The organism is Klenkia sp. AC732 (assembly GCF_979256525.1).
Window position 1 is genome coordinate 1 of record NZ_CEEDOS010000100.1, and the last position, 344, is coordinate 344.

Here is a 344-nt window from a genome sequence, read left to right on the forward strand (position 1 = left end):
AAACCAGCCAGCCGGAAGGGCCGAGCGCAGAAGTGGTCCTGCAACTTTATCCGCCTCCATCCAGTCTATTAATTGTTGCCGGGAAGCTAGAGTAAGTAGTTCGCCAGTTAATAGTTTGCGCAACGTTGTTGCCATTGCTACAGGCATCGTGGTGTCACGCTCGTCGTTTGGTATGGCTTCATTCAGCTCCGGTTCCCAACGATCAAGGCGAGTTACATGATCCCCCATGTTGTGCAAAAAAGCGGTTAGCTCCTTCGGTCCTCCGATCGTTGTCAGAAGTAAGTTGGCCGCAGTGTTATCACTCATGGTTATGGCAGCACTGCATAATTCTCTTACTGTCATGC

Annotated in this window: 1 protein-coding gene; it reads right to left on the reverse strand. The window is 50.6% G+C overall.

Translation table 11 applies throughout. The features are described from left to right. The coding region (locus AC0IVP_RS21840) for a serine hydrolase (protein ID WP_471759272.1) at nucleotides 1–344 on the reverse strand (344 nt) is incomplete at both ends.